The sequence below is a fragment of the Paraburkholderia sp. 31.1 genome (genome assembly GCF_014397645.1).
GTDB classification, from domain to species: domain Bacteria; phylum Pseudomonadota; class Gammaproteobacteria; order Burkholderiales; family Burkholderiaceae; genus Paraburkholderia; species Paraburkholderia tuberum.
This window is the reverse complement of record NZ_VZQN01000001.1, coordinates 64,550-90,789: the sequence shown is the minus strand read 5'-3', so window position 1 is coordinate 90,789 and position 26,240 is coordinate 64,550. Positions and strand designations below refer to the sequence as shown.

General features: G+C 63.5%; 25 protein-coding genes, 1 pseudogene and 1 riboswitch. Of the genes and pseudogenes, 9 read left to right on the top strand and 17 right to left on the bottom strand.

Annotated features, from left to right (window positions below; genetic code table 11):
• The first annotated feature begins 43 nt into the window (after window positions 1-43).
• Complete coding sequence (locus F6X37_RS00420) at window positions 44-577, top strand: hypothetical protein (RefSeq protein WP_187609943.1); 534 nt, start codon at window positions 44-46, stop codon at window positions 575-577.
• 59 nt (window positions 578-636) lie between these two features.
• Here F6X37_RS00420 and F6X37_RS00415 read toward each other — a convergent pair whose 3' ends face one another.
• The 4 genes from F6X37_RS00415 to F6X37_RS00400 all read right to left on the bottom strand — a co-directional run bounded on the left by F6X37_RS00415 (window position 637) and on the right by F6X37_RS00400 (window position 5,249).
• A complete protein-coding gene (locus F6X37_RS00415) occupies window positions 637-2,217 on the bottom strand; it encodes a DEAD/DEAH box helicase (RefSeq protein ID WP_187609942.1) in 1,581 nt (526 codons plus the stop codon).
• Window positions 2,218-2,441: 224 nt separating this feature from the next.
• Window positions 2,442-3,062: a PAQR family membrane homeostasis protein TrhA gene (gene trhA, locus F6X37_RS00410; protein WP_035471054.1), complete on the bottom strand. Its 621-nt coding sequence runs from the start codon at window positions 3,060-3,062 to the stop codon at window positions 2,442-2,444.
• 132 nt (window positions 3,063-3,194) lie between these two features.
• A complete protein-coding gene (locus F6X37_RS00405; RefSeq protein ID WP_187609941.1) occupies window positions 3,195-4,496 on the bottom strand; it encodes a c-type cytochrome in 1,302 nt (433 codons plus the stop codon).
• 21 nt (window positions 4,497-4,517) lie between these two features.
• Window positions 4,518-5,249 carry a c-type cytochrome gene (locus F6X37_RS00400; protein ID WP_090801772.1) on the bottom strand — a complete coding sequence of 244 codons (732 nt, stop codon included), beginning with the start codon at window positions 5,247-5,249 and terminating at the stop codon, window positions 4,518-4,520.
• A gap of 394 nt (window positions 5,250-5,643) precedes the next feature.
• On the opposite strand from F6X37_RS00400, the gene copC reads away from it, so the two are divergent.
• Entirely contained in the window at window positions 5,644-6,021 is a 378-nt protein-coding gene (copC, locus tag F6X37_RS00395; RefSeq protein WP_090801770.1) for a copper homeostasis periplasmic binding protein CopC, read from the top strand.
• The gene (locus F6X37_RS00390) at window positions 6,018-6,947 is read left to right on the top strand and encodes a CopD family protein (protein ID WP_187609940.1); all 930 of its coding nucleotides are present in this window, start codon (window positions 6,018-6,020) and stop codon (window positions 6,945-6,947) included. Before copC ends, F6X37_RS00390 begins: the two co-directional genes overlap by 4 nt.
• Before the next feature lie 80 nt (window positions 6,948-7,027).
• Here the strand turns inward: F6X37_RS00390 and F6X37_RS00385 are convergent, their stop codons facing one another.
• Both F6X37_RS00385 and dgoD read right to left on the bottom strand, forming a co-directional pair.
• Window positions 7,028-7,330, bottom strand: a complete 303-nt coding sequence (locus F6X37_RS00385; protein ID WP_184006488.1) for a hypothetical protein — start codon at window positions 7,328-7,330, stop codon at window positions 7,028-7,030.
• 246 nt (window positions 7,331-7,576) lie between these two features.
• Entirely contained in the window at window positions 7,577-8,725 is a 1,149-nt protein-coding gene (gene dgoD, locus F6X37_RS00380; protein ID WP_090801766.1) for a galactonate dehydratase, read from the bottom strand.
• 182 nt (window positions 8,726-8,907) lie between these two features.
• Between dgoD and F6X37_RS00375 the strand changes: the two genes are divergently transcribed.
• Window positions 8,908-9,621, top strand: a complete 714-nt coding sequence (locus tag F6X37_RS00375) for a FadR/GntR family transcriptional regulator (protein ID WP_187609939.1) — start codon at window positions 8,908-8,910, stop codon at window positions 9,619-9,621.
• A gap of 23 nt (window positions 9,622-9,644) precedes the next feature.
• Here F6X37_RS00375 and F6X37_RS00370 read toward each other — a convergent pair whose 3' ends face one another.
• Window positions 9,645-11,114, bottom strand: coding sequence for a DHA2 family efflux MFS transporter permease subunit (locus tag F6X37_RS00370; RefSeq protein ID WP_260321050.1), 1,470 nt, complete (start codon window positions 11,112-11,114; stop codon window positions 9,645-9,647).
• A gap of 205 nt (window positions 11,115-11,319) precedes the next feature.
• Between F6X37_RS00370 and F6X37_RS00365 the strand changes: the two genes are divergently transcribed.
• Window positions 11,320-11,763, top strand: a complete 444-nt coding sequence (locus tag F6X37_RS00365; protein ID WP_090801762.1) for a MarR family winged helix-turn-helix transcriptional regulator — start codon at window positions 11,320-11,322, stop codon at window positions 11,761-11,763.
• A 76-nt stretch (window positions 11,764-11,839) separates the two neighbouring features.
• Here F6X37_RS00365 and F6X37_RS00360 read toward each other — a convergent pair whose 3' ends face one another.
• The 8 genes from F6X37_RS00360 to F6X37_RS00325 form a co-directional block, all read right to left on the bottom strand.
• Window positions 11,840-12,178: a hypothetical protein gene (locus tag F6X37_RS00360; RefSeq protein WP_184066583.1), complete on the bottom strand. Its 339-nt coding sequence runs from the start codon at window positions 12,176-12,178 to the stop codon at window positions 11,840-11,842.
• Between the two features lie 114 nt (window positions 12,179-12,292).
• On the bottom strand, window positions 12,293-14,125 hold the full coding sequence (gene atzF / locus F6X37_RS00355) for an allophanate hydrolase (RefSeq protein WP_187609938.1): 1,833 nt from the start codon (window positions 14,123-14,125) through the stop codon (window positions 12,293-12,295).
• 17 nt (window positions 14,126-14,142) lie between these two features.
• On the bottom strand, window positions 14,143-17,742 hold the full coding sequence (uca, locus tag F6X37_RS00350; RefSeq protein ID WP_187609937.1) for an urea carboxylase: 3,600 nt from the start codon (window positions 17,740-17,742) through the stop codon (window positions 14,143-14,145).
• A 172-nt stretch (window positions 17,743-17,914) separates the two neighbouring features.
• Window positions 17,915-18,556: an urea amidolyase associated protein UAAP2 gene (locus tag F6X37_RS00345; RefSeq protein ID WP_187609936.1), complete on the bottom strand. Its 642-nt coding sequence runs from the start codon at window positions 18,554-18,556 to the stop codon at window positions 17,915-17,917.
• Between the two features lie 15 nt (window positions 18,557-18,571).
• Window positions 18,572-19,288, bottom strand: coding sequence for an urea amidolyase associated protein UAAP1 (locus tag F6X37_RS00340; RefSeq protein ID WP_187609935.1), 717 nt, complete (start codon window positions 19,286-19,288; stop codon window positions 18,572-18,574).
• 13 nt (window positions 19,289-19,301) lie between these two features.
• Window positions 19,302-20,093: an ABC transporter ATP-binding protein gene (locus F6X37_RS00335; RefSeq protein ID WP_187609934.1), complete on the bottom strand. Its 792-nt coding sequence runs from the start codon at window positions 20,091-20,093 to the stop codon at window positions 19,302-19,304.
• The gene (locus F6X37_RS00330) at window positions 20,090-20,902 is read right to left on the bottom strand and encodes an ABC transporter permease (RefSeq protein WP_187609933.1); all 813 of its coding nucleotides are present in this window, start codon (window positions 20,900-20,902) and stop codon (window positions 20,090-20,092) included. Before F6X37_RS00330 ends, F6X37_RS00335 begins: the two co-directional genes overlap by 4 nt.
• A gap of 75 nt (window positions 20,903-20,977) precedes the next feature.
• Window positions 20,978-22,048, bottom strand: a complete 1,071-nt coding sequence (locus F6X37_RS00325; RefSeq protein WP_090801749.1) for a putative urea ABC transporter substrate-binding protein — start codon at window positions 22,046-22,048, stop codon at window positions 20,978-20,980.
• A gap of 57 nt (window positions 22,049-22,105) precedes the next feature.
• Window positions 22,106-22,205, bottom strand: a riboswitch (guanidine-I (ykkC/yxkD leader).
• 299 nt (window positions 22,206-22,504) lie between these two features.
• On the opposite strand from F6X37_RS00325, the gene F6X37_RS00320 reads away from it, so the two are divergent.
• From F6X37_RS00320 to F6X37_RS00310, 4 genes and pseudogenes are all read left to right on the top strand, one after another.
• Window positions 22,505-23,716, top strand: a complete 1,212-nt coding sequence (locus F6X37_RS00320; RefSeq protein WP_187609932.1) for an MFS transporter — start codon at window positions 22,505-22,507, stop codon at window positions 23,714-23,716.
• 243 nt (window positions 23,717-23,959) lie between these two features.
• Window positions 23,960-24,094, top strand: a pseudogene (locus F6X37_RS36580) (integrase); the annotation flags it as partial.
• Between the two features lie 95 nt (window positions 24,095-24,189).
• Complete coding sequence (locus F6X37_RS37820; RefSeq protein ID WP_410451181.1) at window positions 24,190-24,309, top strand: hypothetical protein; 120 nt, start codon at window positions 24,190-24,192, stop codon at window positions 24,307-24,309.
• A gap of 196 nt (window positions 24,310-24,505) precedes the next feature.
• Window positions 24,506-24,796 (top strand): hypothetical protein, encoded by a 291-nt coding sequence (locus F6X37_RS00310; protein WP_187609930.1) that lies wholly within the window; start codon window positions 24,506-24,508, stop codon window positions 24,794-24,796.
• Between the two features lie 199 nt (window positions 24,797-24,995).
• Here the strand turns inward: F6X37_RS00310 and F6X37_RS00305 are convergent, their stop codons facing one another.
• Both F6X37_RS00305 and F6X37_RS00300 read right to left on the bottom strand, forming a co-directional pair.
• Window positions 24,996-25,487, bottom strand: coding sequence for a hypothetical protein (locus F6X37_RS00305; protein WP_187609929.1), 492 nt, complete (start codon window positions 25,485-25,487; stop codon window positions 24,996-24,998).
• The gene (locus tag F6X37_RS00300) at window positions 25,487-26,224 is read right to left on the bottom strand and encodes an MFS transporter (RefSeq protein WP_187609928.1); all 738 of its coding nucleotides are present in this window, start codon (window positions 26,222-26,224) and stop codon (window positions 25,487-25,489) included. The genes F6X37_RS00305 and F6X37_RS00300 overlap by 1 nt, the downstream gene beginning before the upstream one ends.
• Window positions 26,225-26,240: the final 16 nt, after the last annotated feature.

Sequence of the window (26,240 nt, the reverse complement as noted above, 5' to 3'; positions counted from 1 at the left end):
GGCATGATGGAGCTTTACCGACTACTTCGACTGGATCGATGGCATGAGCGCTTCCTCTTCCGCATCTACGTCCGCGCGTCCGCTCGAACAGATCGTGTTCGACGAATGGCCGGCCAACGTGCGCGCGTTGTTCGACGGTTCGTCGCTTGCGGACAAGCAGGGCTTCACCGCGTCGCTACTGAGCGTCGATGCGAACGGCCACGTGCGCACATCTCTGCTGAGCGTCGGCGAACTCTATGCGCCCGACTCGCGCACGCTGTGCATCGCGCTATGGCCGCAGGCGCGCGCGACGCGCGCGATCGCGCAAAGCGGGCGCGCGGCGCTGAGCTTCGTCTGCGATGCGGCGTTCTATCAGGTGCAGTTGCGTGTCGCGCCGCTGCCCGGTGTTGCTGGCGACGACAGCGGCCTCGTCTATCTGCTCGGCTCGATCGACACAGCGGAAGCGCAAAGCGTCCGTTATGCGCGCCTCACGGGCGGCATCACGTTCGAATTGCAAGGAGAGGGGAGTGTGGTGCTCGAGCGATGGGAAGGGCAGGTCGAGCATTTGAAGCAGGCTGCCGCCGCGAGCAGCCGTTAGTCTTCGAGCAGGGAAGCGCTAACGGCTGATGCGCGGGCAGCCTTCAGGCCGCGCGACGCTTAACGGCCACGGGCGCCGTTGCGCGACGGTTGCGCACCGCGCGGCGCATCGTTGCGCTTCGCGCCGCCGCCGAGCAACGCGCCCGGATTGCCGTTGTGCGAACGATTGCCCTGCGGCTTGCGCGGCGCATGGTGCGCGGGAGCGCCGTCATGCGCGGCGGTACGCGGCCGATCGTCGTGACGCTGCGTATCGCGACGCGGCTGATTGTCATTGCCGGCCGGCTTCGCACCTTGTGGCCGCGGCGTGGGCTGAGCGTTCGACGCACGCTGGCCCGAACGCTGACCCGTGCCTTGTCCCGAACGCTGACCGGAGCCTTGAGCCGGCTTGGCCGGTGCGCCACCACCAGCACCGCCGTCACGACGCACCGCACCTTGTCCCTGGCGCGGCGAGCGCCCGCCGCCGCCCTGCCCGCGTCGCAGGATCGGCTCCGGCTTCGCGGTCGGGTCCGGCTCGAAACCGGCGATCACTTCCTGCGGGACCGGACGCTTGATCAGCTTCTCGATGTCCTTCAGCAACTGCAGTTCATCGACGCATACGAGCGACACCGCCTCGCCGGTCGCACCCGCGCGACCCGTGCGGCCGATGCGGTGCACGTAGTCTTCCGGCACGTTCGGCAGATCGAAGTTGACCACGTGCGGCAACTGATCGATATCGATGCCGCGTGCGGCGATGTCGGTCGCCACCAGCACCTGCAGCGTACCGTCCTTGAACTCGGCGAGCGCGCGCGTGCGTGCCGACTGGCTCTTGTTGCCGTGAATCGCGAGCGCGCTGATGCCGTCCTTCGCCAACTGCTCGGCGAGGCGATTCGCGCCGTGCTTGGTGCGCGTGAACACGAGCACCTGGAACCAGCTGTGCTGACGGATCAGATGCGTGAGCAACTCGCGCTTGCGGTCGCGATCGACCGGGTGAATCTTCTGCGCGACCGTTTCTGCCGTCGTGTTGCGGCGCGCGACTTCGATCAGCGCCGGTGAGTCGAGCAGGCCATCGGCGAGTGTCTTGATCTCGTCGGAGAAGGTCGCCGAGAACAGCAGGTTCTGGCGCTTCGGCGGCAGCTTCGCGAGCACGCGCTTGATGTCGTGGATGAAGCCCATGTCGAGCATGCGGTCTGCTTCGTCGAGCACGAGGATCTCGAGATGCGACAGGTCGATGGTCTTCTGCTGCATGTGATCGAGCAGACGGCCCGGCGTCGCGACGACGATATCGATGCCGCGCCTGAGCGCATCGATCTGCGGATTGATGCCGACGCCGCCGAACATCACGGTCGACTTCAGCTTCAGATACTTGCCGTAGGCGCGCACGCTTTCTTCGACCTGCGCGGCGAGTTCGCGCGTCGGCGTGAGGATCAGCGCGCGCACCACGCGCTTGCCGCCGGCGGCCGGCGGCATCGAATTCAGGCGCTGCAGGATCGGCAGCGTGAAGCCGGCGGTCTTGCCGGTGCCGGTTTGCGCGCCGGCGAGCAGATCGCCGCCGTTGAGCACGGCCGGGATCGCCTGAGTCTGGATCGGAGTCGGGCTGGTGTAGCCGAGTTCATTGACAGCGCGGACCAGCGGTTCGGACAAGCCGAGGGAATCAAAAGACATAAAAGCTCTTTGCAATGCAGTGTCGCGAACGGCCCCGCTGGGCCCAAAGGACCCCAACGCGGAAAAACCAGCGCGGCATCGACACGCCCGCATGGGTGTTCGAGGCCGAGGCCCGGTTCCGTTCACGGAGAAATCGGCGGCACGCTCACAGATGTGCCGAATGTTTCAACGCGCTATGCAGACACGTCGACTGGCCTTAAGTTGCAATTCGTCGCCGTGGAATGTCACGCGACATAGCGCGCGACACTGACGAATTGACACAGACTGCCCGCCAGTACGAACAGGTGCCAGATACCATGTCCGTGGCGGATGCGCTCGTCGTTGATGAAGAAATAGATGCCGACGCTATAGATGACGCCGCCGGCCACGAGCCACGCGGTCCCCGCAGCCGGCAACGCCTGCACCAGCGGGTGGACGGCTACGAGCGCGAGCCATCCCATCAACACATACAGCACCATCGACACACTGCGGGTGCGTCGCCCGAGCGTGAGTTCCTGCACGATGCCGAGGGCAGCGAGCCCCCAGCTCACGCCGAATAACGACCAGCCCCACGGTCCACGCAACGTGACGAGCGTGAACGGCGTGTAGCTGCCGGCGATCAGCAGGTAGATCGCCGAATGATCGCATTTCTGCAGAATCGCCTTCAGACGCGGATGGCTGACGCTGTGATACAGCGTCGAGATCGCGTACAGCACGAACAGCATCGCACCATATACGGCGAAGCTGACGACCTTGTACGCGTCGCCGGCGAGCGCGCCCATCGTGACGAGCGCCGCCAGCCCCACCACCGACAGCACGGCGCCGACGAGATGGGTGATGCTGTTCAAACGCTCGCCGAAGGGCACAACTCTTTCCTCCTGCACGGTCCCACGAGGGCAACCTCCAACACAAATAGCCCTACATGATACCGGTCCTGAAAAAACGAAGGGCGCGGCCGCGAATTTCGCAGGCCGCGCCCGGGGTGCGTCGACCCCTGCTTAGTCGAGCGGCGCCGAACGCAAGTCGGCCACCTGCTGCGGCGACACGGCCGTGCCGTGGTTGCCCCAGGACATACGGATGTACGTCACGACCGCTGCCACTTCCTGATTCGACAGAGCCTGCGCGAACGGCGGCATGCCATACGGATGCGGGTTCCCTTCCGTGCTCGGCGGATAACCACCGTTCAGCACCATGCGGATCGGGTTGACCGCCGACGGCATCTGGATCGACTGGTTGTTCGCGAGCGGCGGGAATGCCGGCGGCCGGCCGAGACCGTTATCCTCGTGGCACTTCGCGCAGTTGTCAGCGTAGATCTTCTGACCTTGCTTCAGCAGTTCGCCGCCGAATTTTTCCGAGGTTTCGAGCTGCAGCGGTTCCGGTGCTTCGCTCTTCTGCGGAATCGTCTTCAGGTACGTCGCCATCGCGTTGATGTCTTCGGTCGACAGATACTGCAGGCTGTTGTGAACCACTTCGGCCATCGGACCGAACACCGCGCCGCGGCTCGACACGCCGGTCTTGAGCAGGTCGGCGATGTCCTTGAGGTCCCAGTCGCCGAGGCCGGCTTCGCGGTTCGACGTCAGCGACGGCGCATACCAGTTCTGCAGCGGAATCAGGCCGCCCGCGAACGCGGCCGAGTTGACCGGGGCGCCCATCGCATTGATCGACGTGTGGCACATGCCGCAGTGACCAAGGCCTTCGACCAGATACGCACCGCGGTTCCATTCGACCGACTTGGTCGGATCCGGCTTGAACTCGCCTTCACGGAAGAACAGCGTGCGCCAGCCGATCAGCATGTTGCGCTGGTTGAACGGGAATTTCAGTTCGTGCGGACGGCTCGGCACGTTGACCGGCGCGACCGAGCGCAGGTACGCGTAGATCGCGTCCGAGTCGGCGCGCGTGACCTTCGTGTAGCTCGTGAACGGGAAGCCCGGATAAAGCAGGCTGCCATCTTTCGAGCGGCCGGTGTGCATCGCGCGATAGAAGTCGTCCTGGGTCCACTTGCCGATGCCGTACTGGTCGTCCGGCGTGATGTTCGGCGTGAACATCGTGCCAAACGGCGTGGCCATCGGCAGGCCGCCGGCGAACTGCTTGCCGCCGCGCACCGTGTGGCAGGCGATACAGTCGCCGGCGCGGGCGAGGTACTCGCCCTTCTTGATCAGGTCGGCCTGGTCCGCGGGCGTTGCCGCCACGGCTGCGCCGCTGCTATGCAGATTGTCGCCGCCCGACCAGAGGACGGGAACGAGTGCGGCGGCCGCGACCACGACGACTGCCGAGAGGGCGAACAAGGACTTGTGTTTCATTTGAATGTCTCTCCCGGCGCCTTATTGCGGTTCGCTGCCGCAGGCAAGCGGAGTCTTCAAGGAGCGGGCCGGAGCCGGCACGGGGTTTGGCGGAGCCTGCTGCGTGGAAAGCCAGGCCGCGACGGCGTTCACGTCTTCGTCGCTGAGGCGCGTGGCGATGGTGTGCATGCAGTCCGGCGCGATCGCGTGACGCGTGCCCGAGCGCCATGAACCGAGCTGCGCGCTGATGTAGTCGGCGTGCAGACCGACGAGACCCGGGATTGCCGGCTCCATACCGGTCAGCGCCTTGCCGTGGCAGGCCGCGCAAGCGGGCACCTGCTTCGATGCATCACCGTGCAGCACGATCTGCTCACCGCGCGCGAGCGTGGCGGCCGAGACCGTCGGCTTGGCCGGCGTCGGATACGGCGGGCGTTGTTGCGAGAAGAAGGTGGCGATCTGATGCAGGTAGTCGTCGGAGAGATACGTGACGAGGTAGTTCATCGGCGGGTACCTGCGGCGCCCTTCACGGAAGTTCTGCAACTGATTGAACAGATATTCCGCCGGCTTGCCGGCGAGGCGCGGGAAGTAGTCGTTGTCGGTACCTTGCCCATGCGAGCCGTGGCAGGCCGTGCAGCCTTGCACGCGCGCTTCCATCGTGTCGGGGGCCTTCGGTTGAGTCTGCGCTTTCGCTGCGCTATAGACACCCGCGGCGCCGATCAACAGAAGGGCAAGCAACGGGCGGAAGAGGCGTCTTGAAGACACGCGTAACTCCATCGGAATCGGGGACCTGACCGAACTTCGGGCGGCTCGGTGTGAAGGACAGCCGTCGCTGCGGCGACGCAGCATTCTATCATCGAAGGGTAATCGTGACTATTTGCCGCATTAGAGACGGTTCCAGGTGTGACCGCCATGCGACAGTATGTCGCGTTATGCCGGTTTCGGACTTTGGTTGCGTCACGGATCGTGGTCGACGTCTTTGCCTCAAAAATAATCACGGCGTCGTCGCCGCAAGCGTGATGCCGCGTGACGCATTCGATCAAGCCAGGTTGAACCGATCCCAGCGCGCGCCATCGAAGCGTACACTTCCGGGCTCGCCGGCCGTCGTGCAGACGATGCGCCTCGCCGGCCCGCCTATGTTCCGTTCGTTCTCATCCGCTATCGGCCTTACATGAAGCTATTCGATTTCTCCTCGTCGACGCTGCGAGCGTTGATGTCCGGCGCGGTGGCGCTGGCCATGTCGTCCACCGCGTTCGCGCATGCGCATCTGATCTCGAGCGTGCCGGCCGCGAACGCCGACGCCGTCGCGCCTACCGACCTGACGATCCATTTCACCGAGCCGCTCGAGCCCGCATTCAGCAAGATCACACTCGCCGATGCAAGCGGCAAGCCCGCGACGCCGGGCGCGTCGACGGTCGATAGCGCGGACGCCCGCGTGATGCACCTCGCGCTGCCTCAGTTGACGAGCGGCCGCTATGCGGTGCACTGGATCGCGGTGGCCACCGACGGCCATCGTACCCATGGCGACTTCGCGTTCAACGTCAAATGAACTTCGACGGACTGTGGATCGGGCAGGTCGCAATGGCCACGCTCATGAACGTCTCGTTCGGCTTCGCCGTCGGCTCGGCGCTACTCGGCGCATGGCTCGCGAGGGACGGGCTCCAGCGCACTTCACCGGCGCGTCCCGGCTGGATGCGCGCGCAACGCTCGATGCTCGCGGCCGCCATCGTGCTGGTGCTCGCGGATCTCGGCTGGCTCCTGTATCAGGCGGCGTCGATGAGCGGTGTCGGGTTGTCCGCGGCGTTCGGCGTGGTGCCGACGGTGCTGACGCAAACGCATGTCGGCTATGGCTGGAGCGTCGCGTTCGGCGGCGCGCTGGTGCTGCTCGGCACCGCGCTGAGCCATGGCACGGGCATGCTGCGCAATACGCTGCTGTGGCTCGCGGTGCTCGCGATCGCGGCGGGTAAGGCGTCGCTCGGTCATGCGGCCGATGCCGGCGTGGTGTCGGCCGCGATCGGCATGCAGACGCTGCACGTGCTCGCAACGAGCGTATGGGGCGGACTCGCGATGGCCTCCGGCCTGGCGGTGCTGCCGGCGCTCGGGGCATCCACCGCGCGGGGCATGCTGATCCGCACGGCGACCCAGGTGTCGAACGTGTCGATCGTCGCGGTCGCGTTGGTGTTGCTGTCGGGCGTCTTCAATGCGGTGCGCGACTCGGGCAGTTCGTTCGAAGCGATTCAGGCGAGCACGTGGGGTCATGTGCTGACGTTGAAGCTCGTGCTGGTCGCGCTCGCGCTGGTGCTCGGCGCGCTGAACCGCACATCGGCGCTGCCACGCCTGCGTCGCACCGCATCGACGATGGATGCGCACACCTTCGTCAACGTGATGTATCTGGAAGCGCTCCTGATGATCGGCGTGTTCGTCGTCGCGGCCGCGTTGTCACACACCGTGCCGGCGTTCGCTGCGCTCGGTTGAACGCGCGGCGCGGCATAGGCGATTGACCAATCGGCGATGGATGCGCGCCGCGTAAAAAAGCGCCGCACTGCGAAACCCGCTTACTCGAAGCCGAGGCGATGACCGAGAATCGGCGCGCAGAACAACGCGATCGCGCAGCCCGCGGCCTTGCCTTCGAGTTCGGCGCCGGCCGCGTGCGAGCCGACCATCTGCGTGAGCAGATCGAAGACCTGCGGCAGGCAGTACAGCACCGCCGCGGCGATAAAGCATTTCCCGACTACCGAGATGTTCCATCCGCGCTCGTACGCGAGCATCGCTCCGATGATGCGCAGCACGCCGAACGCAACCAGCGCGCCGACCGCCGCCTGTTCGCGGATCAGATAGTCAGGAAGGAATTCGCCCATGGTGCTCCTCGCTGCATGCGTTGTTGGCATGCATTTCAGCAAGGAGCAGGTCATACGTATGTCCGATACCGAACAAACGTCGCGAAAGCGGGGCGGGATAAGGCTCGGCGCGGAGTGATGCAGGTCGGGGGGCACCGCTCGAACGCCGGTTCGAGCCGGCTGGTCCGGGAAGTTACGTTACTGCGACGGCCCGCGCGTCACGTGGCCCGCCGGCGGCGTTCCGCTTGCTTCGCTCAGGTGTTCAGATCACCATTCGGCGACGCTGCCGTCCGCGTGACGCCACACCGGATTGCGCCAGCGGTGACCGACCTTCGCCATCTCGCGCACTTTCTCTTCGTTGACCTCGATGCCGAGTCCGGGGCCCTGCGGAATCGACACGAAGCCGTCTTCGTACTTGAAGACTTGCGGATTCTTGATGTAGTCGAGCAGGTCATTGCCCTGGTTGTAGTGGATGCCGAGGCTCTGTTCCTGGATGAACGCGTTGTAGCTGACCGCGTCGATCTGCAGACAGGTTGCGAGCGCGATCGGGCCGAGCGGGCAATGCAGCGCGAGCGCGACGTCGTAGGCTTCCGCCATCGCGGCGATCTTGCGGCACTCGGTGATGCCGCCCGCGTGCGACGCGTCCGGCTGGATGATGTCGACGTAGCCGCCCGACAGGATGTGCTTGAAGTCCCAGCGCGAATAGAGACGCTCGCCGAGCGCGATCGGCGTGTTGGTCTGATTGACGATGTCGCGCAGCGCCTCGGCGTTTTCCGACAGCACCGGCTCTTCGATGAACAGCAGCTTGTACGGGTCGAGTTCCTTGGCGAGCACCTTCGCCATCGGCTTATGCACGCGGCCGTGGAAGTCCACGCCGATTCCGATGTTCGGCCCGACCGCCTCGCGCACCGCCGCGACGTTGTTGATCACGCCTTGCACCTTGTCGAAGGTATCGATGATCTGCAGCTCTTCCGAGCCGTTCATCTTGACGGCCTTGAAGCCGCGCTCGACCACCGCGCGTGCGTTGTTCGCGACATCGCTCGGACGGTCGCCGCCGATCCACGAGTACACCTTGATTTTGTCGCGCACCTGGCCGCCGAGCAGCGCATGCACCGGTACGCCGTGATGCTTGCCCTTGATGTCCCACAGCGCCTGATCGACGCCGGCGATCGCGCTCATCGTGATCGGGCCGCCGCGATAGAAGCCCGCGCGGTACATCACCTGCCAGTGATCCTCGATCAACAGCGGGTCCTTGCCGATCAGATAATCGGACAGCTCCTCGACGGCCGCGGCGACCGTATGCGCGCGGCCTTCCACCACCGGCTCGCCCCAACCGACGATGCCCTCGTCGGTCTCGATCTTGAGGAAGCACCAGCGCGGCGGGACGATAAAGGTTTCGAGCTTGGTGATTTTCATGGTGTGTGTCTCCGGTGTCGATCCGAGTTGGCGCTTTGGCGCTTACTCCGAACCCATGCAAAGCAGGCCTGCGGGCATGCAAAATTTCGGGGAATTCCATGCTACAACAAAACTGCATTAAAATACTATTAATAGTACTATTTGCCACATAGTGGTGAGGTCTGGCCGACTTACCGCGCGCGTTGCGCGACGGGATCATCAACCGCGAGGAGAAAACCATTACGCACGATCTGCACGGGCGAGTCGCCCAACTGCTGGCGACCGCGATTCTGCGCGGCGACTATGCGCCGGAGTCGATCCTGCCTCGTGAAGCCGAGTTAATGGAGATGTTTGGCGTGAGCCGCACGGTGCTGCGCGAGGCGCTGCGCACGTTGACGTCGAAAGGGCTGATCGAATCGCGGCCGCGCGTGGGTACGCGCGTGCGGGTCAAGTCCGCGTGGAATCTGCTCGATGCCGATCTGCTCGACTGGTATTCACGCGTCGCCGAGCCGATGGCGTTCGCGCTCAAGCTGCAGGAAATGCGCGAGATGATCGAGCCTTATGCCGCCGGCCTCGCGGCCGCCGCGCACACCGACGACACGTTGCGTGCGCTTGCGGCCGCGCATACCGCGATGGTGGCGGCGCGCAACGTCGACGAATGGGTGCGCGCGGATCTGCAGTTCCACCTGCGCGTGCTCACCGCGTGCAGCAACGAACTGCTGATCCCGCTTGGCGCGCTGATCGAGCGCACGCTCGAGGCACAATTGCGGCTCAATGCGAAACGCGCCGATGTGTTCAACGCGTCGCTCGCCGAGCACACGGCGGTGTTCGAGGCGATCCGCGCGCGCGATGCCGCCGCGGCGTACGCGGCGATGGCGTCATTGCTCGGCGTGACGCGCGGGCGAATCGAAGGCTGAGGCGGACGTCGGCGCATTCGGTCTCAATCCATTGCCGCATGCGCGATCGACGCATCCGGTGCCTTGTGCGACGGCCGGATCAGCAGCAACAGCGGGATGACCAGCAGCGTCGCCACGAACATCAGCTTGAAGTCGTTCAGATACGCGACCATCGCCGCCTGCTGCGTGATCGACGCGTTCAGCGCCGCGATGTCATAGTTCGAGCCGCTGTTGAGCATCGACTGGAGCGCCGGATTGAACGCGGTGACGTTCGCAGCGAGGTCCGCGTGCGAGATCTGCGTGTTGCGCGTCATCAGCGTCTGCACGATCGAAATGCCGATACTGCTGCCGATGTTGCGCATCAGGCTATAAGTCGCGGTGCCGTCCGCGCGCAGCTCCGGCGACAGCGTCGAGAACGTCAGCGTGGACAGCGGCACGAACACGAGGCCGAGTCCGAAGCCCTGGATCACGCCGGGCCACACGATGTCCGATGCCGAGAGCACGATCGTGTACTGCATCATCTGCCACAGCGCGAACGCCGATATCAGGAAGCCGCAGAGCAGCAACAGCCGCGCGTCGACGCGCTTGAGCAGCCGGCCGGCGATCAGCATCGCGACCATCGTGCCGGCGCCGCTCGGTGCGGTGACGAGGCCCGTGGTCGCGACCGGATAGCCCATCAGGTTTTGCAGCATCGGCGGCAGCAGCGCGCGGGTCGCGTACATCACCGCGCCGATCACGAAGATGAACAACGTGCCGGTCGCGAAGTTCGGGTCCTTCAATAACTTGTACTTGAAAAACGAGCGCTCGCCGATCGTCGCCGTGTGCACGAGAAAGAACGCGAAGCTGATCGCCGCGACGAGCGCCTCGATCACGATCTCGGTCGACGAAAACCAGTCGAGCTGCTCGCCGCGATCGAGCATCGCCTGCAACGCGCCGATCGCGAGGCCGAGCGTGATGAAGCCGAACGCGTCGAACTTCACGTCGTGTTTCGGCTCGCGCGTCGGCAGGAAGCTCGCGACGCCGAACAGCGCGATCGCGCCGATCGGCACGTTGATGAAGAACACCCAGCGCCAGTTGTAGCTATCGGTGAGCCAGCCGCCGAGCGTCGGACCGAGGATCGGCCCGACCATCACGCCCATGCCCCACACGGCCATCGCCTGGCCCTGCTTTTCACGCGGGTTGATGTCGAGCAGGATCGACTGCGACAGCGGCACCAGCGACGCGCCGAAGATCCCTTGCAACAGACGCGACACGACGATCTGAGACAGCGTCTCGGAGAGTCCGCACAACGCGGAAGACACGGTGAAGCCGCCGATCGCGATCAGCAGCAGCCGCTTCACGCTGAGGCGATCCGCCAGCCAGCCGGTGAGCGGCGTGGCGATCGCGGCGGCGACGATATAGGAGGTCAGCACCCACGTGATCTCGTCCTGCGACGCGGACAGCGTGCCTTGCATATGCGGCAGCGCCACGTTGGCGATCGTGCTGTCGAGCGTCTGGATCAGCGTCGCGAGCATGATCGAGATCGTGATCATCGGCCGGTTGAGCAGCTCAGTGGCGCTCGTCGACGTGGAGGCGGAAGACATGAATGGTGGGGAGGGTCGAAATAGTAAGCATGCTTAGTATATCGTCGATACGGGTTGGCGCTATCGGGAGTTGTGCTGAGGATAGAACGCACACGCAGTCGCGCTGTACGCCGAAGTGCTTCCGTATAATCCGCGCATGAAAACCCAATTCGAAGAGCGCTTCGGCTTTCTGATCTACGACGTCGGCCGGCTGGCGGGCAAGCGGTTCGACGATCTCGCGAGGTCGTCGGTCGATCTGACGCGCGCGCAGTGTCGCGTGCTGGCCTATCTCGGCCACTACGGCGACATCAATCAGGCCCGGCTGGCGGATCTGCTCGAGGTCGCGCCGATCTCGGCGGGCCGGCTGCTCGACCGGATGGAGGAGGGCGGTTGGATCGAGCGGACCGCGAATCCGCAGGATCGCCGCGAGCGCCAGGTGCGCATGACGCCGAAGGCTGAGCGCACGCTCGGCAAGGCGCGCAAGGTCGGCGACGAGGTCGCGCTCGAAGCGCTCAATGGTTTCAGCGATGAAGAAGCGGCGCGGTTGATCGCGCTGCTGCAGCGGGTGCGCGGCAATCTGAGCCGGCTCGTGGATCGCTGAAGCGTCGCGGTGTTGGCGCGACGCTGAAGTCTTTCGCGCGAGCTGGGGTTACGTTGAGCTCGCGCTTCAAATCACGTTATCTGGATTCCGATGCCGGCGTGGCGCCGCTCGGCGGTACCAGCTCGTAACAGCCCGGCGCCACCGACGTTTTTGCTTTTGCATCCGGTTGCTGCGGATCGATGCATTTGAACGCGCTCTGATCGCGCTGCACGAAGATCGTGTCGGCGGGACCGTTGTTGACCACGGCGACGATCTTGTAGCCGTCCTGCAGCAGCGTCGCGAGCATGGTGGAACTGGCGCGCCATTGACTGTCGGCGGTGCTCGGCGTTTGAGCTTGTGCGATGAGGGCGGCGGTCGTGCCGGCGAGCGTGAGCGCAGCGGTGGTTGCGGCGAGCGCGACGGTGCGGAGCGTCATTAAGGAACCTCTCGAAGTTGCGACGGAATTGCGGAAGGAAGCCGGAGGTGCCAACCAAACCCGCGGCGCTTCACTGCCCATACCCTGCGACGCCGCCGCTCATCGTTCGTTCCATCAGAAACTCGCGCAACGCTCGCTGGCAAGCCATGCTCGCCATCCGCCAAACTCCGAGATATCGGTTCCCGACTGCACGCCATACGGCTCGCAGAGGAAACCGGTAACCCACGAACCGTCGACGAGTTCGACCTTCCCCAGAACCAGCGGAGACGGAACGGTCGAAATAAACGAGCCGAACTCCGCGCTGGGCATTTCCCACACTTCGACAGCAATTTTTGCGCCGCCATCGGTGACGCGCCACAGGCCTGGACGCCTCGTGCCGTCCGCCGACGCAGGCAGCGCCGACAACCGGTATTGCGCGGCAGTCTGAGTGGCCTGCAAGAGCCGCCCGCGTCGGGCAAGCAGATCGCGGTTGAGGGGCAAACCTTGCATGTGTGCGCCGCAGACCGCGATCCGCATGCGATCGTGGCTCGCCGCGCATCGTTCGCCGCGCGGCTCCGGCTCGACGGTTAGACCTCCCACGCAGTGCACGCCGCTCTTTCGTTGCAGCAGGTCGGCCACACCCAACAGATACTGGTCGGTGAACGCGCGGCCAAAGACGGTCACGCCCCAGGGCAGATCATTCTTCATGAAACCGGTCGGCGTAGCGACGGCGGCATAGTCCAGCAGATTCATGAAGTTCGTGTAATAGCCGAGCAGGGAGTTCGGACCAATGGGGTCGCGCTCCAACTCGTCGAGCGTCACGGCACGCGGATACGTCGGCGTCAGAACGAAATCGAGTGAATCGATCGACGCATCGCAGAGGGCCTTCAATTCCTGCAAGCGGTACTGCGCGCGAAACAGTTCGACCGCGCTCGCGCCGGGTGCCTTCGCCAACACATCGCGAATGACGGGCAAAACCGCAGCGGGTTTCTCCGTCATCAACTCGCCCGCCACGCTATAACGCTCGGCCACCCACGGCCCCTGATAGAGCAGATTGGCGGTTTCGACAAACGGCGTGAAGTCGATTTCGACAGCTTCACCACCTGCTTCTTCGAGCAACGCGCGCACCTTCGCGAACAGCCCGGGGCTCTCGGAACAGCCGGCGAATTCCAGTTGCGCCGGCACGCCGAACTTGAACGCCGTGGGCTCGCCAAACGCGCGTGCCGTATTCCATTGCGGATTCGCGCGGCTGTATGCATCGCGAGGATCGGGGCGCGCGCTCAACGCAAGCAACGCGCTCGCTTCTTCCGCCGTCGCCGTGAAGAACGTCACGCAATCGAGCGTGCGGCACGCGGGCACCACACCCGCGGTGGACAGCAGGCCTTTAGTCGGCTTGAGACCGACGAGATTGTTCAGCGCGGCAGGCACGCGACCGGAACCGGCCGTGTCGGTCCCGAGCGCGAAACTGGCGACGCCGAGCGCGACCGCGAGTGACGACCCCGCGCTCGAGCCGCCCGACGGATAGTCGGGATGCACGCTATTGCGACACTTGCCATACGGCGACCGGGTGCCGTTCAGACCGGTCGCAAACTGGTCGAGATTGGCTTTGCCGAGCGGCACCGCGCCGAGCGCGATCAATTGCGCAACGACGCTCGCCGATCGCGACGGCGTGTACGCGAACGCGGGGCACGCGGCGGTCGTCTGAATGCCGGCGAGATCGATGTTGTCCTTGATCACGAACGGAACGCCATAGAGCGGCAGGCTTTCGACGTCCTGGGTGTCGAGCCGGTCGAGGTAGGGCGCGACTTCATCTTCGGTCAGAAGATGGATGAACAGATTGAACGATGGATTGAGCACCGCAGCTTTTTCGAGCAGTTCAGCGACGAGCCTGCGCGGCGTGAGCGTTCCATCACGGTATGCGGAGCGAAGTGTCGGGAGGCGAAGATCGAATGACGAGAATGAAGACATGGTTTGCGTCCAGATAATTAGTGACGTTCGACGACGGCGACGCGTTGCCCCGCGCGCACGGGCGAACCCGGCGCCACGTAGATCTCGCCGACCGTTCCGGCGCACGGCGCACACACCGGGATTTCCATCTTCATCGACTCGATGATGAGCAGCACGTCGCCCGCGTCGACCGCGTCGCCGGTTTTCACCTTGACTTGCCAGAGGCTGCCGGCGATCTCGCTGTCCACGGCGACTTCGCCGTCGTGAAGCGGGGCTAACTGAGTGTCTTCGGTGACCGGCGTCTCGAACGTGACTTCCGAGGTGCCCGCTTCACGCCACCGCTCGCGCTCGGCCTGGAAGGCCGCCTGCTGTCTTGAACGGAACTGCTCGATGCTGGCGGATTCGCTAGCGAGAAACGCCTGATAGTCCGGCAACGAAAGCTCGGACTCTTCAATCCGCAACGGAAAACGCCCAAGCGGAAAGTCCGCGCGGATGCGCAACAGTTCGTCGGCCGATACTTCGTAGAAACGAATCTGGTCGAAGAAGCGCAGCAAATAGTGCTGGCCGGCGAAATCCGCGACTTCGCGGTAGCGATTCCACATCTGCAACGTGCGGCCGACGAATTGATAGCCGCCAGGCCCTTCCATGCCATACACGCACAGATACGCGCCGCCGATGCCGACCGAGTTCTCCGCGGTCCACGTACGGGCCGGGTTGTATTTCGTCGTGACCAGCCGGTGACGAGGGTCGAGCGGTGTCGCGACGGGTGCGCCGAGGTACACGTCGCCGAGGCCCATCACCAGATAGCTCGCATCGAAGACGATTTGCCTGACCGCGTCGATGGAGTCGAGGTCGTTGATGCGGCGAATGAATTCGAGGTTGCTCGGGCACCACGGCGCGTTCTTGCGCACGGTGGTCATATATTTTTCGATCGCGAGCTGGCACGCGGGGTCGTCCCATGACAGCGGCAGATGAACGACGCGCGACGGCACGCGCAGATCCTTGTGCAACAAGACCTCGTCCCACGCCCGCGCGACGATGTCGAGCAACCTGGCGAGCGGCAGATCCTCGGGCCGGTAGTGGATCTGCAGCGAACGGATGCCCGGCGTGAGATCGATGACGCCAGTCAGATGCTGCGCTTCGAGGGACTGCATCAGCGCATGTCCGCGAAACCGTGCCACGAGGTCGAGCTCCGCTGGACCGATTTCGAGCAGCAGATGTGTGTCGCCGGATACACGTGCGACGAGTCTGTCGCGGTCCGCCCCGGTATCGAGCACGATCGGCGACGTCAGCGATGCTCTTCTTTCGCTCGGCGCACCCGGTGCAATCTCGAGGCTCTCCAGTTCCCGACGACGCTCACGCGCAGCCTCACGCGCTTCTTCGCCTTCGACGGGCGCGAAGCGGATCTTGTCGCCTGCTTTCAGCTGGCCGATCTGCCAGAGGTCCGCCTCGATGATCGTCACCGGACAGACGAAGCCGCCGAGACTCGGGCCGTCGGGTCCGAGAATCACGGGCATGTCGCCGGTAAAGTCGACGGCGCCGACCGCGTACGGATTATCGTGAATGTTCGACGGATGCAGTCCAGCCTCGCCGCCGTCCTCGCGCGCCCACTCGGGTTTCGGTCCGATCAGGCGCACGCCGGTACGGCTGGAGTTGAAGTGAACCTCCCACTCGGTGTCGAGCAGCTGCGCGATATAGCGGGCGCTGAAGTATTCGGGTGCGCCGTGCGGGCCATAGATCACGCGAACGGTGCGCACGCCGTCGAGCGTCGGCGCGTCGACGAGCGCCGCGCCGGCCTGCGCATCGCCGAGCGGATAAAGATGCAGCACGTCGCCCGCGCGGATCGCGCGGCCGCCATGTCCGCCGAACTGGCCGAGCGTAAAGGTGCTGCGGCTGCCGAGATACAGTGCGACGTCGAAGCCGCCGCGCACGCACAGATAAGCGCGCGCGCCCGCGCCGCGTATCGTGCCGAGCGCGAGCGTCGAACCCGCCGGCACATGGAGGCTCGTGTTCAGCGGCTGAGCGACATCGTCGAGCAGCACCGGAATCTGCGCGCCGGTGATGGCGACCACGGCATCCGTGTTGAAGCGCAGCGTCGGCCCGCTCATCGTGACTTCGAGAGCGGCGGCGTCGGCCGCATTGCCGAGCAGGCGATTGCCGAGCCGCATCGCCCGGTCATCCATCGGCCCCGACGGCGGGATGCCGACTGCCCAGTAGCCCAGGCGGCCGGGATAGTCCTGCACCGTCGTCTGCGTGCCGCCGCTGACGACTTCGACCGTGCTGGCCCGATACCTGAGCCCTTCGAGACATCGAGTCCACGGTTCGCCCGACGCGAACGGCCGGTCGCGCAGAATCTGGCGCAGATAGTCGCGATTGGTCTCGACGCCGTAGAGTCGGGTGTTGCGCAGCGCATCGTCGAGCGCATCGCGCGCTTCATCGCGAGTCGGCGACCACGCGATCACTTTCGCGAGCATCGGGTCGAAGTACGGCGGCACTTCGCAACCGGCCTCGATCCATGTATCGATGCGCAATGCGCGCCCGTCAGCGTGTGGGAACGCGACCTCGGTCAAGAGGCCCGGACTCGGTTTGAAATCACGCCCCGGATCTTCCGCGTAGAGTCGCGCCTGGATCGCGTGCCCTCGCGGCGTTAGACTCGCCGCCAGCTCCTTCAGCGGCGCGAGCGTGCCGGCCGCCAGTTCGATCATCCAACGCACGAGGTCGACGCCCCACACCTGTTCGGTGACGCCGTGCTCGACCTGCAGACGCGTATTGACTTCGAGGAAGTAGAACTGTTCGGCGGCGCTGTCGTACACGAATTCGACGGTGCCGGCGGAGCGATAGTCGACGGCTTTCGCGAGCTTGACCGCTGCCTCGCAGAGCGCGGCCTGAATGCCGTCCGGCAGGCAGGGGGCGGGCGTTTCCTCGAGCACCTTCTGATTGCGCCGCTGCACCGAGCAGTCACGCACGCCAAGCGCGAGCGCGTCGCCTTTGCCATCGCCGAATACCTGCACTTCCAGATGCCGCGCCCGTTCGATGTACTTCTCCAGAAACACGCCGGCATCGCTGAAATTGTTTTCGCCGAGGCGCTTCACGGCATCGAAATGGGCGCCGAGTTCGTCGGCGTTCCAGCACACCCGCATGCCGATGCCGCCGCCGCCCGCGGTGCTCTTCAGCATCACCGGATAGCCGATGGCCTGCGCCGCCGCGAGCGCCGCCGGCAAGTCCGCGAGCAGCCCGGTGCCTTCGAGCATCGGCACCCCTTCGTTGGCCGCGATTTCGCGGGCCGTGTGCTTGAGGCCGAACGCGCGAAGCTGGGAGGGTGTCGGTCCGATGAACGCGATGCCGGCCGCTTCGCAGGCTTCGCCGAACGCCGCGTTCTCCGATAAGAAGCCGTAGCCGGGATGGATCGCCTGCACGCCTTCGCGACGCGCAATCGCGAGGATCTTGGCCACGTCGAGATAAGTCAGCGCGGCCGGACCCTCGCCGAGCGCATGCGCGACAGGCGCTTCGCTGACGTGGCGGCTCGCTCGGTCGGCTTCCGCATAGATGGCGACGCCGGTGACGTCGAGTTCGCGCAACGTCCTGAGAATACGGCACGCGATAGCGCCGCGATTGGCGATCAGAATCTTCTCGAACATGGAAGGTGTGTTGATTCGAAGGCGGGCCGTCCCGCCGTGGGAATGGCCGGCCGTGGTCGTCCACGGCCGAAGTCGCGTCAGCGATGCGTCTGGGTCAGTTCTTCGCGCGTACGGCTGAAGTACCGGCCCGAGCGAACCAGCATGAGGAGAAAAAGCCAGTGGCGGATGCGCTTCAATTCCATATCAGCAGCTCCGCGGGCGTCGGGTTGTAGGCGTTGCATGGATTGTTCAGCTGCGGGCAGTTGGAGATCAGTACGATCACGTCCATCTCCGCGCGCAATTCGACGTATTTGCCCGGCGCAGAAATGCCGTCTTCGAAGCTGAGCCCGCCCGTGGCCGTGACCGGCACGTTCATGAAGAAGTTGACGTTCGCGCCGATGTCCTGCTTCGACAGGCGGCCGTCATGTGCGCAGGCACGCAGGAAGTTGTCGCGGCAGCTGTGCATGTAGCGCTTCTCCAGTGCGTAGCGCACCGTGTTGCTTTCCTGCGCGCAGGCGCCGCCGAGCGTATCGTGGCGGCCGCACGTGTCGGCGACGATCGTCAGCATCGGATTGCCGAGGCTCGAGTACAGCACCGTGCCCGTCGTCAGGTAGAGGCTTTTTTGCCGGCGCAACGTGCGTTGCGGGTCGAAGCGCTCGCGCGGATCGGCGAGGCTGTAGAACAGCGTGTCGACCGCCTGGTTGCCTTCGAGATCGACGATGCGCAGCGTTTGCCCGGCCTTCACCTCGTGAAGCCACGGCTCGCCGGCGGCGAGTGTCTCGCGATAGACCGCGGTTTCCGGACGTTTGTCGCTGACGATAAGCGTGCTGGTCATAAGCGTGGCCTTCGCTCAAAGAAAGAAGCGTTCTGTGTTGATGAAACCGCGTGCGTTCTCTTCGCATGCGGTGCGGCAAACTTCGGCGACCTCGGGCCGCGCGTCGCTCAGCTCGAGCTTGACGGGCATCGGCGCGTACTCGGGGTTCGGGTCGAGCGGGTGCTGGATCGCGGTGAGCACGACGAGCGTGTTCATCGGTGCGTAGAGCTCGATGTAGTTGCCGGCTTTTGAGTTTCCTGGCACGAAACTGAGAACGCCGTCGTCGCTGACATCGACACGGCTGAACAGATTGAGCGTCATCAGCAGGTCAGTGATGCCGAGCCCCCACTTGCCCATTTCGACGAGCAGGTTGTCCGTGCCGTTGCGATAGAACGCGTTGCGCAGCTCCTGGTAGCGGCCTGCGCCGTATCGTTCGCGGACCTCGTCGGCATTCGACACACCGCCGATGCTGTCGTGCCAGCCACAGGTATCCGCGACGATCGCGGCAAGCACGCGGCCCATGTCGGAGTACAGGCAGTGCCCGACCGTGAGCCTGGCCGTGTGCTGGCACTTCAACGAATCCGGCAGATTGAGCCGTTCGCTCTTTTCCGTCGCGTTGACCATCATCACGCTGACGTTCGCACCGCCGCGCAGGTCGGTAATGCGCAGTGATCGACCACGCTTGACGATCAGCGACGTATGGCCGCCGCCTGGGACGGTTTCTTCAAGCAATAAGGTCGTATCTGAGTTCATACCTGAGTTCCCTTCAGTCGGAGACCAGTTCGATATGCGATGCGCCTCGCACGGCAGCCTCGGCGATCTGCACGGCGGACATGGAATCGCGGCTACGGTCGAGCGCAATGTTGTAGGTGATGCGCGCGCCATAGGCGCCCGGCGCCTGCGGGTCGACGCGCACCTTGTCGAAAACCAGCACGCGGCTTCCCAACGTGAAGCCTTCTTTCAGGTCATGCGTGACCATGAAGATCGTGAGCTTCGCTTCGCGCCACAGGTCGGAGAGCAGCTCATGCATGTCCTTGCGGATGCCGGGGTCGAGCGCGCCGAACGGTTCGTCGAGCAGCAGCACGCGAGGCTTCATCATCAGCGCCTGCGCGATCGCGAGGCGTTGCTGCATGCCGCCCGACAGCTGCTGCGGAAACTTGTTCAACGCAGCGCCCAGCCCGACGCGCTCGAGCATGGCCGCTGCCTCGTCTCGCGCCGCGCGCCGACGGGCACCGAATAGCCGGCCGGTGAACTTCGCCTGTGGAAGCTCCAGCCCCAGCATCACATTGCGCAACACGCTCAGATGGTCGAACACCGAGTAGCGTTGAAACACGACGCCGCGATGCCGGTCCGGTTCGCCGGGCAGCGGCTTGCCGTCCAGCAGGATCTCGCCGCGCGTCGCGCGCTCCTGACCCAGCAGCAGGCGCAGAAACGTCGACTTGCCGCAGCCGGACGCGCCGACCATCGAACAGAACTCGCCTTCCTTGACGGTCAGATTCAAACGCTCGAGCACGACCTGGTCGCCGTACTCTTTCCAGACGTTGCGGACTTCGATCATCGCGCGCCTCCGTACCACGGGAAGCACCATTGCGTGATCCGGCGCAGCAGCTCGTCGGTGAGCCATGCGAGCAGCGTGATCCACGCGACGTACGGCAGGATCAGATCCATCGACAGATAGCGGCGCACGAGAAAGATGCGGTAGCCGAGGCCATCGGTCGACGCGATCGCTTCGGCTGCGATCAGAAAGAGCCACGCCGCGCCGAGAGAAAGACGCGTCGCCGCCAGCAGACGCGGCAGCAGTTGCGGCAGCACCAGACGCAGAATCAGCGTCCAGCTGGTGGCGCCGAGCGTCTGCGCCTTGACCCACAGTTCGACCGGAATCTCGCGGGCGCGAGCATGCAGATCGCGAATGATCACCGGCGTGATGCCGACGACGATCAGCACGACCTTCGACAACTCGTCGAGCCCGAACACGATGAACAGGACCGGCAGCACCGCCAGCGGCGGCACCATTGAGATCACGGTGATGAATGGCGACAGCGTCGCGCTGACGAGCGGAAACGAACCGGTCGCGATCGCGGCCACCAGTGCGATCACGGCACTGACGACAAGGCCGATGCCGAGCCGCCGCAAGCTCGACAGCGTGTCGGTCCACAACAGGTACTCGCCGGTGCGCTTGTCCTCGGTGAAGGCGGCCGACTTCACCGCGTCGCTCATTTGCGCCGCGCTCGGCAGCAGCTTGTCATCGGGATTGAGCGAGAGTCGCATCGAGGACCCGGTGAAGTAGACCGCGAACAGCACGACGAACGGCAGCAGAAGCAGCATCAAGCCGCCGATCCGGCTCGGATGTCGATTGATGAGTCGCATGGTGAGCGCCTGGTTGGAAAGCTGGGATGCGAGCCCGCCATGGCGAGCCCCCGGCGAGTGCCTGGACGGTCCGTGTCAGAGCTTGCCCGCGGCCGCCATCGCGACGTAGGTCGGATCGAAACGCAGCTTGACGTTGTTCTTGTTGCCGACCACGACGCCCTTGTCGAACGCCATGCCGACCGCGTCCGCGCTCTTCGCGTCCTGTCCGAGCAGGCCGTGATCGAAAGAGAACTTCGCGACGCGCGTCATGATCTTCGGCATGTCGGCGCTGGTGACGAAGTCGAGCGCGGCTTGCGGCGAATAGAAGAGGGCGGTCGTCGCCAGTTGGCCCTTGAAGTTGGCGAGATCGGTGCCCGAGGCTTTCGCCATCGCGCTCAGCGCGGACGTGCTGGCCGCGGAGTCGGTGTGCATCAGCGCGACCATTTCGAACCATGCACCGGTCAGCGCTTTGCCGAGGGCGGGGTTCTGCTGCAACGTCTTCGTGTTGACGACCATCATGTCCATGATTTCGCCGGGGATCTTGCTGGAGTCGAAGACTTCGCTGACGTTCGGCTGCGACTTCAGATCGGCGAGCATCGGATTCCAGGTGACCGCGTTGTGAACCGTGGGGGTCGCGAATGCGCCCGAGATGTCGGCATCCGAGGTGTTCACGACCTTGAGGTCGCGCTCGCTCATGTGAGCGCTTTCGAGCGCGCGTGCGAGCAGGTAGTGGGAGACGGAAAACTGCACGAGGTTGACCTGCTGCCCCTTCAGGTCGGCGATCTGCTTGCCCTTGCCCTTCATCAGCACGCCGTCGTTGCCGTTCGAATAGTCGCTGACGATCAGGGCCGTCGAATCCACGCCGCCGGAGGCGGGAATCGTGAGCGCGTCCATGTTGGTCATCGCGCAGCCGTCGAACTTGCCGGCCGTGTACTGATTGATGGACTCGACGTAGTCGTTCAGCTGCACGACGTCGACATTGATGCCGTATTTCCTGGCCCATTTGGACACGATGCCCTGGGTTTTCGCCTCACCCCACGGCATCCAGCCGGCGTAGATGGTCCAGCAGACCTTGAAGTCGTTGCGGCCCGCGGCGAACGTGGGGCTCGAGGCGAAGGTGGCGAGGGAGACGGCGGCAATGCCAAGACAGCGAACGAGCTTGAACATGGGTTGACCTCGGAGGGGACGGTTAGCGACGGCAGGGAGCAGCGCAAACATCGCGTTCTCTCCCGGGCTTTTGTCCCGCCGTGTAACCTCGCCTGAGGTCGACAGCTCTCGGACCAGCACCTGCGTGAAGCAGGCCGGAACCCTAGCCGTCCATTTCCAGATTGTCTGTCGAACCGGAGGTTGCGCCGGCTCCTTGCGCGCTCTTTAAAGCGGGAAGTGTGCCAGGGGCCATACCGCGGGTTGGTCGTTAGCTTTGTGCGGCGAAGGGCAAGTTTTTGCCCTGGGGCGGGGAAGGTGTGCACTGATGCGTGTCAGGGAGTGCACTCGATTCGGGCGTGAGAGGACGGGTATCCGACTCAGCGATGCCAGACAAGATGCAACGGTCGTGGCGGGCTGCCTTGCTGCTCGCATGCGTCTGCGCCGTTCGAACGTGTTATTTGATGCCATCCCTATCGAATGCGAAATGAACCGCAAGTCAATGTCGTCCGGCAGATTCCACGCAGTGTGTGGGTTCCAGGATGTGTGAGTCTTTTCATGGACATCTCTTCCGAAATCATCCACAGCCTGCTGCCGATGTTTCTGCTGGCAAGCCTTGGCGCCGGCGCCGGCACGATTGGGCTCATCGAGGGCATTGCGGAGGCCACGGCCCAGATGGTCAAGGTGTTTTCGGGAACGCTGAGTGACTACCTCGGCAACCGAAAGTGGCTCGCCGTAGCAGGGTATTCGCTCGGCGCAATGAGCAAGCCGCTTTTTGCCATTGCGTCGTCGATTGGCGTCGTGGTGACGGCGCGCGTCATTGACCGTGTCGGCAAGGGCATTCGCGGTGCGCCTCGCGATGCACTCATCGCGGATGTCACGCCGCAGCACCTGCGTGGCGCGGCCTTCGGTCTGCGCCAGTCGCTCGATACGGTCGGTGCGTTCCTCGGACCGCTGCTGGCCGTTCTCATCATGCTGATATGGGCAGATAATTTTCGGCTTGCCTTCTGGCTTGCCGTCATTCCTGGTGTGCTCGCGGTCGCGCTGTTGACGTTTGGTATCACGGAGCCTGAGCACGAGCCTCGCGCCAACAGAAGCAATCCTGTGCGGTGGCAGAGTCTCAGGGAGCTTGGTTTGGACTACCGGTGGGTCGTAGGGATAGGCGCCGTTTTTGCGTTGGCGCGATTCAGCGAGGCTTTTCTGGTGCTTCGTGCGATGGGCAGCGGCGTACCGATTGCGTTCGTTCCGCTCGTCATGGTGGCAATGAATATCGTCTACGCGCTGTCCGCTTATCCGTTCGGGAAGCTCGCGGACACGATGCGGCATACGCGGCTGCTGATAGGTGGTCTGATCGTGTTGATTGGCGCCGACCTCGCGCTTGCACACGGCACCCGCTGGAGCATAGTCGTCGTAGGCGTAGCGCTGTGGGGGCTGCACATGGGGATGACGCAAGGCCTGCTCGCTACGATGGTCGCGCACACGGCACCTGCGCATCTGCGCGGGACTGCGTTCGGTTTCTTCAATCTGCTGAGCGGCATCGTGACGCTGGTTTCGAGCGTTATCGCAGGCCAGTTGTGGGAACGTCTGGGCGCAGCCACGACCTTTTATGCGGGCGCAGCCTTCGGTCTGATGACCGTGGTGCTGCTGCTCTTTCACCCGACACCGGCTCAATCTCTTCACGACCTGAGCTAACGTGGCATAGCCGGGGTATCCGTCTGGAAAATGCGCGCATTGTTGCCGCTATTTCCCCAACGTTGAATGGTGTGTCGCTGCGTCTGCCTGAACTCGGACGCCCATCGGTCGTCAGGCTTCGTGGCAGCGTTTCAAAACAAAAAAGCCGCTGTCCTTGTGGGACAGCGGCTTTTTCTTGAAGCTGGTGGCGAATCAGGGAGGGGCTTTCTAACCCCGGCCCAATCGCGGAATCCCTTATAGGTCATCCTGACACTGCAACGCATCCTCGGTCACCAAAGCCTGACGATGACGATGCGTTACGCACATCTTGCCCCAGAGCACTTGCAGGAGGCTAAGATGCTTAATCCACTTCGACAGCTAGAGCTTGAAGGAGCTTGACATGAAGCCGGCCGAACGAGACAACCAAAATTCCTGCACCAAAAAAAGACCGATGTCCCTTGAGTGCTGACGAACGAGCAAGACGCGCGGACGCAGTGCGTCGAGGCTTCGCGAACACGGAACTCGAAGGGTACGTCATTCCGCAGGAAACTAACGAACTCGCGCAACGCTTCATCGAAGGCGAAATCACGCTCGAAGAACTAGTAAGAGGATAGGGAAAAGAGACCGGAAAAATTCTCGCATGCGAGAAACCCGCGCTAGATACTCACCGACTGAAATTTCTCGCACTCGAGAATTCCGACGCCATCCCCGCGGCTGCACCGACACCGGTCGAACGTACTATCATAGGATTCGACACGGCGCGATATGACGAGGCCCTACCAAGAGACCGCAACTTAAACGGGGAAGAAAATGGCCGAAAAACTGTGCAAGGTGTACGCGCAAACCCTGGACCACCCGCATGTGCTGGAGATGATTGTCTCGGCGGACGGGAAGGAGTCGGCAGCAAACAAGGCATTGAGTCACGTCAAAGAGGCAAATCCGACCAAGGGCCGCTCTCTCGAAGAATCGCAAAAGAACTCAGTTGTAATTGCAGTCAAAGCTGCCGGAAAGAGCGGCTGCATTGTCACTAATAAGATACCCGTTCTTGCGTTTGAACAAATCGCTAAGGCAGTCAAGAGGAAGGGGAAAAAGGAAGAGTAAGGCTTCTCTAATTGAGCTGTCGCTCCAGGTAGCAGACGCCGTGTCCGGGCGGAGAGCGGTTTGGCAACTTTATGCCGGCGACAGGGCCCTACAGGCATACCGGAGACTAAAGCCCCTTGCAATTCTCGCACGGAAGAACCCAGCCCCCGGAAAGCTGCTGACCTAAAATTCTCGCGTGCGAGAGTCGCTCTATAGGCGCCTACGCTCCATCGCCGAGCTCAAGTTGGCCCTGCGCTTTGGCAGGATCATCGGGTAGCTCATCCGACGACACCGTATTCATTCCAATAGAACGGGCAAAGTTGCGGAGACCCTTGTCGTCAGAGTAGATGCATGTCGCAAGACGGCTTCGCGCAATCGCTACGATTTGGTGATCGAATTTCACCTTGCTCCAAACCGCGTTTTGCTTCCCTTTCTTGTTTCCGGAAGACAGCGCCGCCCGAATGCTAATCGAACATTCGATCGCCGCACGCTGATCGAACGGAACGACCTCGAAGCCGGACGACCGGCTAAATTCGTCCGCGAGGTCGGGAGCATGGACGAGCAGTTCCGATAAGGCCGGCGTAGGAATGAGGATTTTGGTCCGCGTCTGACGAAGAGTGCGCATAAGAAAGTCCAAGCGCTCTTTTTTGTATCGCTCTGTCGTGCGCGGCGTCAGGAGACTGATCAGAATTCCAGCATCAAAAACGACCATTAATCGCTTCCCCGGATTCTTTGATGTTCTTTTATCGGGTCATCGAATTCAGCCCATCCATTCCCCGGATGCGACGCGAGCTTCGCGAACACCTCGTCGGCCGGTGTCTCGTCCAGCTCTTCGAAATGAGCGATATGGAAACTCACCAGACTCCAATCTCCTTCGCTCGAACGTTCCCATACCCCTTGTCCGTGAACGCGAACCGGCTTGCCTAGGTAATGGCCAACAAGCGCTCGCGCGGTCTCAGGCGTCGTTTCGATACCCTTATAAATCGTCTGTTCATCGAGCGACTGCAGCCACACAGGAATCGTTCTGTCCGTGCCGCCGATGCGAATGACGATGCCGTCTAGGCACCCGGCCTCACGCAACCTATAAGGTTTTTCGTCAGGGATATCGCGGCCAAGGAACTTGACGTAGACGACGTTCCCCGCCTTCAGCGTCGCCTTGGCATTGTCCGCCTTCAGAAGACGATTGATCGCCTCGAACGGCTTCCGAATGTCATCCGGCGCGTCAACTGAGTGTGCAAGTTGCAGCCGCGCTTGGACCTTTGGTATGGCCGGATAGTCGACCTTCGCCTGAGGAACGGCGCTTCCCTTTCTCACGCTCGTGAAGTGGACGTGCTCTTGGCTACCGAGCAGGTCCGCAAGCTGAGTCAAATACTCCGCCAGCCGCGACATCGGGAGCGTGTCCGGCGTAAAAGCATCGATTCGAAATTGGATGAGTTCGGTCTTGTCCATGGCGCGGCCTTCGTTC